9 protein-coding genes are annotated in these 8,900 nt (G+C 71.9%); 7 read left to right on the top strand and 2 right to left on the bottom strand.

Annotated features, from left to right (window positions below):
• A partial coding sequence (locus WML84_RS10150) for a CHAT domain-containing protein (RefSeq protein ID WP_347346026.1) occupies window positions 1–1,288 on the top strand: 1,288 nt, incomplete at its 5' end.
• 251 nt (window positions 1,289–1,539) lie between these two features.
• A complete protein-coding gene (locus WML84_RS10155) occupies window positions 1,540–2,400 on the top strand; it encodes a DUF559 domain-containing protein (RefSeq protein ID WP_347346027.1) in 861 nt (286 codons plus the stop codon).
• A gap of 139 nt (window positions 2,401–2,539) precedes the next feature.
• Here WML84_RS10155 and WML84_RS10160 read toward each other — a convergent pair whose 3' ends face one another.
• Together WML84_RS10160 and WML84_RS10165 are read right to left on the bottom strand one after the other, a co-directional pair.
• Window positions 2,540–3,373 (bottom strand): phosphotransferase, encoded by an 834-nt coding sequence (locus tag WML84_RS10160; protein ID WP_347346028.1) that lies wholly within the window; start codon window positions 3,371–3,373, stop codon window positions 2,540–2,542.
• 4 nt (window positions 3,374–3,377) lie between these two features.
• Window positions 3,378–4,508, bottom strand: coding sequence for a heme A synthase (locus WML84_RS10165; RefSeq protein ID WP_347346029.1), 1,131 nt, complete (start codon window positions 4,506–4,508; stop codon window positions 3,378–3,380).
• 239 nt (window positions 4,509–4,747) lie between these two features.
• On the opposite strand from WML84_RS10165, the gene sufB reads away from it, so the two are divergent.
• From sufB to WML84_RS10190, 5 genes are all read left to right on the top strand, one after another.
• On the top strand, window positions 4,748–6,166 hold the full coding sequence (sufB, locus tag WML84_RS10170; protein WP_347346030.1) for a Fe-S cluster assembly protein SufB: 1,419 nt from the start codon (window positions 4,748–4,750) through the stop codon (window positions 6,164–6,166).
• Window positions 6,166–7,353 (top strand): Fe-S cluster assembly protein SufD, encoded by a 1,188-nt coding sequence (gene sufD, locus WML84_RS10175; protein ID WP_347346031.1) that lies wholly within the window; start codon window positions 6,166–6,168, stop codon window positions 7,351–7,353. The genes sufB and sufD overlap by 1 nt, the downstream gene beginning before the upstream one ends.
• Window positions 7,350–7,679, top strand: coding sequence for a non-heme iron oxygenase ferredoxin subunit (locus tag WML84_RS10180; protein ID WP_347346032.1), 330 nt, complete (start codon window positions 7,350–7,352; stop codon window positions 7,677–7,679). Before sufD ends, WML84_RS10180 begins: the two co-directional genes overlap by 4 nt.
• 10 nt (window positions 7,680–7,689) lie before the next feature.
• Window positions 7,690–8,481 (top strand): Fe-S cluster assembly ATPase SufC, encoded by a 792-nt coding sequence (sufC, locus tag WML84_RS10185; protein ID WP_347346033.1) that lies wholly within the window; start codon window positions 7,690–7,692, stop codon window positions 8,479–8,481.
• 73 nt (window positions 8,482–8,554) lie between these two features.
• Window positions 8,555–8,884 (top strand): metal-sulfur cluster assembly factor, encoded by a 330-nt coding sequence (locus WML84_RS10190; RefSeq protein WP_347346034.1) that lies wholly within the window; start codon window positions 8,555–8,557, stop codon window positions 8,882–8,884.
• Window positions 8,885–8,900 lie beyond the last annotated feature (16 nt).

An 8,900-nucleotide genomic window follows, 5' to 3' on the forward strand; every position in this document is an offset into this window, starting at 1 on the left:
GTCGTTCGGCAGCCTCGACCTCGCGACGTCCTTCGTGATGCACGGCCGCCGGCTCATCTTCGCGGGCCTGCGCTCAGCGGTGCGCTCGGGTCGCCCGGGCGACGTCTTCGACTGGTCGGAGCGCGCGCGGCACCTCAGCCAGCAGGTGGTGCCGCTGCGTCCGCCGCCCGACGCCGCGCTCGCCGCCGATCTCGCCGCGCTGCGGCGCCTGCGCGACGAGGACGGCACGGGCGACTGGCTGTCGGATCCCCGCGCGGTCGAGCTGAGCGAGCGCGTGCGCCGCCGTCAGTGGTCGGCGACCCGGGCCTCGGGCGTGCGCGAGCGGATCTCGCTGGAGGGCCTGCGCGCCGCGCTCCCCGGCGACACCGCGTTCGTGACCTACGTGTTCGACGAGACCGGGCTCGCCGTGCTCGCGGTCACCGGCGACGTCGTCCGCTTCCAGCGCGTCGACACGTGGCAGCGGATCGTCGCGACGATGGCGGGGCTCCGCGCCGACCTCGACATCGCGGCATCCGTGCGGTCGGGACCGATGGCCGCGCTCGTCGGCCGCACGCTCGACGATCGGCTCGCGGCCCTGTCGGCCGCGCTCGTCGAGCCCATCCTCCCTGTCCTCGCGGACCGGCGCGTGGTGATCACCGTCCCGGGCATCCTCGGCGGCATCCCGTGGGGCATGCTGCCGGCGATGCGCGGTCGCGTGTTCACGGTCGCGACGTCGGCGACGCAGTGGATCTCGGAGCGCGCGGCGCGGCCCGCCCCGGGCACCGGCTTCGTCGTCGGGCCGCGCGTGGCCCGCGGCCACGAGGAGGCGGCGCTGGGCTCGGCGGCGTGGGGAGGGGGCGAGCTGCTCGACGCCGAGCACGCGACGGTGCGCGCCGCGACGGCGCTCGCCTCGCGCGTCGGCGTGCTGCACGTCGCCGCGCACGGACGGCACGCGGCCGACCACCCGCTGTTCTCCGGTCTCGAGCTCGCCGACGGCGCGCTGTTCGGCTACGACATCGACCTCATGCCGCGCGTGCCCGACACCGTCGTCCTCTCCGCGTGCGAGGTCGGCCGCTCGTCGGTGCGGTGGGGCGAGGAGGCCGTCGGGATGACCCGGATCTGGCTGCACGCCGGCACCCGGTGCGTCATCGCGGCCCCGGTCGTCGTCGCGGACGACGTGGCCTGCGAGCTCCTCGGAGCCGTGCACGAGCGCCTCGCCGCGGGCGAGTCGCCGAGCGCGGCGCTGGCCGCGGCATCCGAGCTCACCGGCGTCGTCGCGCCGTTCCAGGCGCACGGCGCGGGCTTCTGACGCGTCGGGCCCTCCGTGGCCCGGTGCCGCCGCGGCCGCCGCGGCGGTTCTTCGGAGATCGGCACCTGGTCGGAGGGATGTGCGCGGAGGCATCCGACTTCGCGCAGATCTCCGATGATGTGCGGCGGGATCCCCAGCGGAGTGGCCGGCGAGGGGCCGAGGACTCCTCCACATCGGCCCTGTGCGCCGAGTGATCCACGGATCCGCCCGAGCGGGCCCTGTCGTCGGGGATCTCCTGGCACGGTGGCGGGATGTCGCATCCTCAGACCCGACGGAGGACCGCCGTCGCCGCGGCGGTCCGGGCCGTCGCCGCCCGCGGCGGCGTGGCCTCGGCGACCCGGTTGCAGCGCGAGGGGCACACCCGCCACTATCTCGCGCACGCGGTGGCCGGAGGCGCTCTGATACGCGTCTGCCGTGACCGGGTGGCGCTTCCCGGTGCGGATGCCGAGCTGGTCGCGGCCGCGAAGCACGGCGTCGCGCTCACGTGCGTCTCGCAGGCACGGCGTCTGGGCCTGTTCGTCGTGAGCGAGGACCGCTGCCACGTCGCGGCGCATCCCGGTGCGCGCGGGGGCAAGCCCGCGGGGTTCGCCGTGCACTGGGCGAAGCCGATCGTGCCGCGGGAGCCGGGAGCCCTCGTGGACCCCGTCGAGAACGTGCTGGCGCTCGTCGCCGTGTGCCAGCCGCACGATGCGGCCCTCGTCGTATGGGAGTCCGCCCTGCGGAGAGGGCTGGTCGACCGCCAGACGTTGGCTCGACTCCGGCTTCCCGCGTCCGCGCGGGCGCTGCTGGAGGAGGCGACGCCGTTCTCGGACTCGGGGCTGGAGACGATCTTCGCGGTACGGCTGCACTGGCTCGGGCTGCGCATCCTGCCGCAGGTGTGGATCGACGGTCATCGCGTCGACTTCCTGATCGGCGAGCGTCTCGTGGTGCAGATCGACGGCGGCCATCATGTCGGCGCGCAGCGCACCAGCGACATCGCCCATGACGCGCGGCTCATGCTGATGGGCTACCACGTGCTGCGGTTCTCCTATCCGCAGATCATGGCGGACTGGCCCGCCGTGCAGGATGTCATCGCCCGCGCGGTGGCACAGGGGCTGCATCGTGCACGCTGAGGCGAGCGGCGCGTCCGCCCGCGGCGGTTGGTCGGAGATCGGCGCATGGTCGGAGGGATGTGCGCGGAGGCATCCGATCTCGCGCAGATCTCCGACGATGCGCCGCGGAAGCTGGCCGGGCGAACGCAGCCGAGGAGGATCAGGCGGGCGGCACCGGCTCGAGGAGCCCCCGGTTCGCCTCGGACCAGGCGAGGTGCCGCTCGGCGGCGGGGACGAAGCCCTCGGCGACCCACGTGTGCTGCGGCTCGACGCCCCGCGCGGCGAGATCGCGCAGTTCGACGATCGTCGCGCGGCGGCGCGCCAGGATCGCGTCCACGATCCCGGCCGGATCGATCCCGTACGCGTCGGTCCCGTATGCGTCGGTCCCGTATGCCTCCAGGAAGATCCGGACGCGCGCGCGGCGGTCGGGCGGCACGTCGAATCCGTGCCAGCGCACGCAGTCCTCGTCGCTGCGGAGCGGCGCGAGGTAGTCGAGCGCGTACGCGACGTCGTCCAGCGCGGGAGCGGGCCGGGCGAGATCCCAGTCGATGAGCCCGACGGCCTCTCCATCGCGCCACACCATGTTCCAGGGTCCCGGGTCGCCGTGACACACCGTGCCGGACGGCGTCGACGGCACAGCCCAGACGGCATCGGGCGGCGGGGTCCACGAGCGGGTCGCGTCGTGCACGCGTCGCAGCAGCCGCGCGGCGGAGCGCAGCCCCTCGTCGGTCGCCTGCAGGCGCCAGGCGTCCCCGCCGGAGACGCCGGGCACGAAGCGGACCGTCTCGACGCCGATCGACGCGCCGTCCGAGGCGGGGGCCGACACGTCCACGCCGACCGGCTCGGGCACGACCAGTCCCGAGGCGTGCAGATGCCGGAGGAGATCGTGCACGGTGGCGGTCCACGGGTAGGCCGGGCGCCGCACCAGGCCGCCGTCGATGCGCACCCGGTCGGCGGTCACGACCTCGCGCCGGCGGGGACCCGTGCCTGCCACGGGCTCAGACGGGCGACGGGCGGTCGGAGACCGGGCGCTTCAGCTTCAGCACCACGACGGTGTAGGCCGCGGCCGACAGCGCCGCGAGCACCATGTGGATGCCGACGAGCACCTCCGGCAGCCCGGTGCGGGCCTGCCACACCCCGACGCCCACCTGCACGGCGATCGCGAGGATCAGCACGAGCAGCCACACGCGGGGACGCAGGCGCAGCACCCAGGCGGCGACGGTCAGGGCGAGCACGAGCACGGCGAGGATGTAGCCGGGCCAGGAGTGCACGTGCGCGAGGAGGCTCGCGTCGAAGCCGGTGCGGATCACGTTCGCGTCGCCGGAGTGCGGGCCGTTGCCGGTGGTCAGCACGCCGAAGAAGATGGTCAGGGCCAGGGCGAGCCCCGTGACGTGGCTGAGGATCGCGAACCAGGCCGGCACGGCCCTCTCGCGGGGGCCCACGGGCTCGCGCATCCGCACCAGGAACGCCGCCGTGACGCACACGAGGACCAGCGACGCCGTGTAATGGAAGCCCACGACGAAGGGGTTCAGATCGCTCAGGACGGCGAGCCCGCCCACGACGGCCTGCGCCATCACGCCGGCCAGCACGATCCAGGCCAGGAGCGGGAGGTCGCGCCGCTGGAGCGGGAGACGGAGGGAGTCCGCCGTGGCCGCCACGACCGCGACCAGCAGCGCGCCGGAGAAGAACCCGAAGGCGGGGAGGCCCAGTGGGGCGGTGATCAGGTAGGCCGCGACCGCGGCGACGATGCCGCCGCCGGCGAACCACAGCGCGCGGACGACCGGGCGACGTCCCCCCACGGCGTGCAGCGTCGTCAGGACGACCAGGAGCGCGATGAGCCCCACCACGCCCGTCATGGTGCGGTTCCCGAACTCGATGATGCCGTGGTAGCCCTGCTCCGGCGTCGGCACCAGCGACTCGGGCGTGCACATCGGCCACTCCGAGCAACCGAGCCCGGACCCGCTCAGGCGCACCGCGCCGCCGGTGCCGATGATCGCGACCTCGGCGAGGAACGACAGCCACGCGAGCACGCGGACGCGCCCGTCGACGCGCTCCGGCAGCCATCGCCAGAGGCGCGGCCGCGGACCCGACGCGGCGGGTGCGGCACTGGTCGTCGGACTCGCGGACATGGCTGGCGCCTCCTGGCGATGAGTGCGAGACGGGATGGCACGCCGGCCGTCAGGGGTTGCCTGTAGACTCGAACGGTCGGGATGCCGCGCCCGGCGCGGCTGGACCCTGACAGTCTAAGCGCGTGCGCAGCACCCACTGAGCGGGCCCCAAGGAGCGGCATCCATCCTCGAAACTCCACGAGGAATCCGGAATGCCGGAGCGGATGACACCGCCCGGGGCTCAGAGGAGGAAGAACGACATGTCGGATGTGCTCATCGACCGTCCGGAGCTCGAAGGCCTCGGGGTCTACGAGTTCGGCTGGCACGACCCGGATGCCGCGGGGGCCAGCGCCAGGCGAGGCCTGAGCGATGCCGTCGTCCGCGACATCTCGGCGCTGAAGTCCGAGCCGGAGTGGATGCTGAAGACCCGTCTGAAGGGCCTGCAGCTGTTCGAACGCAAGCCGATGCCGACGTGGGGCGCCGACCTCAGCGACATCGACTTCGACAACATCAAGTACTTCGTGCGCTCGACCGAGAAGCAGGCGCAGTCGTGGGAGGACCTCCCCGAGGACATCCGCAACACGTACGAGAAGCTCGGCATCCCCGAGGCCGAGCGCCAGCGCCTGGTCGCCGGCGTCGCCGCGCAGTACGAGTCCGAGGTCGTCTACCACCAGATCCGCGAGGACCTGGAGGCGCAGGGCGTCATCTTCCTCGACACCGACACGGCGCTGCGCGAGCACCCGGAGTTCTTCGAGGAGTACTTCGGCACCGTGATCCCCGCGGGCGACAACAAGTTCGCCGCGCTCAACACCGCGGTGTGGTCGGGCGGCTCGTTCGTCTACGTCCCCCCGGGCGTGCACGTGGAGATCCCGCTGCAGGCGTACTTCCGCATCAACACCGAGAACATGGGCCAGTTCGAGCGGACGCTCATCATCGCCGACGAGGGCTCGTACGTGCACTACATCGAGGGCTGCACGGCGCCGATCTACAAGAGCGACTCGCTGCACTCGGCGGTCGTCGAGATCATCGTCAAGAAGAACGCGCGCGTGCGCTACACGACCATCCAGAACTGGTCGAACAACGTCTACAACCTCGTCACCAAGCGCGCCGTCGCCCACGAGGGCGCGACCATGGAGTGGGTCGACGGCAACATCGGCTCCAAGGTGACGATGAAGTACCCGTCGATCTTCCTCGTCGGCCCGCACGCCAAGGGCGAGACGCTGTCGGTCGCCTTCGCCGGCCCCGGCCAGCACCAGGACGCCGGCGCGAAGATGATCCACATGGCGCCCTACACGCAGTCCTCGATCGTCTCGAAGTCGATCGCGCGCGGCGGCGGACGGGCGGGCTACCGCGGCGAGGTGCGGGTCGACGCCAACGCGCACCACTCCGCGAACACCGTGCGCTGCGATGCGCTGCTGGTCGACACGATCTCGCGCTCCGACACCTACCCGGCCATCGACATCCGCGTCGACGACGTGCAGCTGGGCCACGAGGCCACGGTGTCGAAGGTGAGCGCCGAGCAGCTGTTCTACCTGCAGAGCAGGGGCATGCCCGAGGACGAGGCGATGGCGATGATCGTGCGCGGCTTCATCGAGCCGATCGCCCGGGAGCTCCCGATGGAGTACGCCCTCGAGCTCAACAAGCTCATCGAGATGGGCATGGAAGGATCCGTCGGCTGATGACGACAGCGACACAGGCCCCCGCCACCGGCGCGAAGGGCCACATCGACCCTGCGGCCGCGTTCGTGCCGGTGCAGACGCGCTCCGAGCGCGCCACGTCGTTCGACCCGGACGACTTCGGCATGCCCACCGGGCGCGAGGTGAACTGGAAGCACACGCCCGTCGACCGCCTCCGCTCGGTCCTCGTCGACGAGCCCGTCGACGTCGACGACGCGCTGTGGATCGACGTGACCGCCCCGGCGATCTACCGGCTCGCCTCGCAGGGGCACGACGCCGCCGTGCGCGGCGAGGTGTTCCGGCCCGAGGACCTGCCCAGCGCCCTCGCGTGGAAGCACGCCGAGAACGCGCGCCACATCCGCATCCCGGCGGACGAGACGGCCGACGAGCCGATCCGCATCGACATCTCGGGCCGCGGCGGGCACGCCTTCTCGCACATCGTCGTCGAGGCGATGCCGCACTCGCGGGCCACCGTGCTGCTGTACCACGACGGCTCCGCGCAGTACGCGCAGAACGTCGAGATCATCGCGCGCGACGGCTCCGCCCTCACCGTCGTCACGGTGCAGCGGTGGGACGACGACGCCGTCCACCTGGCATCGCACCAGGCGCGCGTCGACCGCGACGCGTCGCTCACGCACGTGGTCGTGAGCCTCGGCGGCGGTGTCGTGCGAGTCAACCCGTCGGTCACCCTCAGCGGCTCGGGCTCGAGCGCGAAGCTGTACGGCCTGTCGTTCGCCGACGCCGGCCAGCACCTCGAGAGCCAGGTGTACCTGCACCACGAGGGCCCGCACACCGTCGGCGACGTGCTCTACAAGGGAGCGCTGCAGGGCGCGAGCGCGCGGAGCGTGTGGATCGGCGACGTCCTGATCGGGTCGGATGCCGTGGGCACCGACTCGTACGAGGCGAACCGCAACCTCGTCCTCACCGACGGGGCGCGCGCCGAGTCGATCCCGAACCTCGAGATCGAGACCGGCGACATCCTGGGCGCCGGGCACGCGAGCGCCACCGGACGCTTCGACGACGAGCAGCTGTTCTACCTGCAGGCGCGCGGCATCACCGAGAGCGAGGCGCGGCGCCTGGTCGTGCTGGGCTTCCTCGGCGAGATCGCGCAGAAGACCGGCATCCCGGCCCTCGAGCAGGAGATCGTCGCGGCCATCGAGGCCGAGCTGGCCCTGGGGGAGGGCGCATGACCGCGCAGAAGGCGTTGAGCCTCAGCGAGCTCGAGCAGGACACCCCGGTGCGGGTCGAGCTCGACGGCGTGCCGATCGCGGTCGTCCTCGACTCCGAGGGCGAGGTGCACGCGATCGGCGACACCTGCACGCACGGCGACATCTCCCTCTCCGAGGGCTTCGTCGAGGGCGACACGCTGGAGTGCTGGGCGCACGGCTCGGCGTTCTCGCTGCGCACCGGGCACCCCCTCAACCTGCCGGCGTACGAGCCGGTCCCCGTCTACGAGGTCACGATCGACGGCGACGACGTCATGATCGACCCGTCCGTGACCAAGATCGTGAAGTAAGGAAGTCTGAATGTCTGTGCTCGAGATCCGCGACCTGCACGCCACGGTCGAGACGGATGCCGGTGAGATCCCGATCCTCAACGGTGTGACCCTCACGGTCCGCACCGGTGAGACCCACGCCATCATGGGCCCGAACGGCTCCGGCAAGTCGACGCTCGCCTACGCGATCGCGGGCCACCCGGCCTACACGATCACGGGCGGCTCGATCACGCTCGACGGCGAGGACGTCCTGGAGATGGCGGTCGACGAGCGCGCCCGCGCGGGCCTGTTCCTCGCGATGCAGTACCCGGTGGAGATCCCGGGCGTGAGCGTCACGAACTTCCTCCGCACCGCCAAGACCGCGATCGACGGCGAGGCGCCGCCCATCCGCACCTGGACCAAGGAGGTCAAGGAGGCGATGAAGAACCTGCGCATGGACGGCAAGTTCGCCCAGCGCAACGTGAACGAGGGCTTCTCGGGCGGCGAGAAGAAGCGCCACGAGATCCTCCAGCTCGAGCTCCTGAAGCCCAAGATCGCCGTGCTCGACGAGACCGACTCGGGCCTCGACGTCGACGCGCTCAAGATCGTGTCGCACGGCGTGAACCGCGCGCGCGAGGCCACCGACCTCGGCGTGCTGCTGATCACGCACTACACGCGCATCCTCCGCTACATCACGCCCGACTACGTGCACGTCATGGTCGCCGGGCGCATCGTCGAGGAGGGCGGCCCCGAGCTCGCCGAGCGGCTCGAGGACGAGGGCTACGACCGGTTCCTCGCCGAGGTCGAGGCGGCGGCCGAGTCCGGCGCCCCGGCGCAGGCTTAGCGCTAGGTCGCCTCGCGACCGCCCTCCAGCGGCCGCTCACCCGCATTCCGAATCACTCATTTAGGATCGAGCCATGGCCGAGACGCTCACGCCGGAGAAGTACGACGAGGTCACCGAGGCGCTCAAGGACGTCATGGATCCCGAGCTCGGGATCAACGTCGTCGACCTCGGGCTCATCTACGACCTCGGCTGGGACGACGAGAACGACGCGCTCGTCATCCACATGACGCTGACGTCGGCGGGCTGCCCGCTCACCGACGTGCTCGAGGAGCAGACCGCGCAGGCCCTCGACGAGGTCGTGGACCGGTTCCGCATCAACTGGGTGTGGATGCCGCCGTGGGGGCCGGAGCGCATCACCGACGACGGCCGCGACATGATGCGGGCGCTCGGCTTCGCCATCTGATCCGGGCCGGCCGGGA

The organism is Microbacterium sp., from assembly GCF_039812165.1.
Taxonomy (GTDB): Bacteria; Actinomycetota; Actinomycetes; order Actinomycetales; family Microbacteriaceae; genus Microbacterium.

Excerpts from the sequence above, each read along its gene's own strand:
- sufB (WP_347346030.1), top strand. The coding sequence starts at position 4,748 with ATGTCGGATGTGCTCATCGACCGTCCGGAGCTCGAAGGCCTCGGGGTC.
- WML84_RS10190 (WP_347346034.1), top strand. The coding sequence starts at position 8,555 with ATGGCCGAGACGCTCACGCCGGAGAAGTACGACGAGGTCACCGAGGCG.
- WML84_RS10155 (WP_347346027.1), top strand. The coding sequence starts at position 1,540 with ATGTCGCATCCTCAGACCCGACGGAGGACCGCCGTCGCCGCGGCGGTC.
- sufD (WP_347346031.1), top strand. The coding sequence starts at position 6,166 with ATGACGACAGCGACACAGGCCCCCGCCACCGGCGCGAAGGGCCACATC.
- WML84_RS10165 (WP_347346029.1), bottom strand. The coding sequence starts at position 4,508 with ATGTCCGCGAGTCCGACGACCAGTGCCGCACCCGCCGCGTCGGGTCCG.
- sufC (WP_347346033.1), top strand. The coding sequence starts at position 7,690 with ATGTCTGTGCTCGAGATCCGCGACCTGCACGCCACGGTCGAGACGGAT.
- WML84_RS10180 (WP_347346032.1), top strand. The coding sequence starts at position 7,350 with ATGACCGCGCAGAAGGCGTTGAGCCTCAGCGAGCTCGAGCAGGACACC.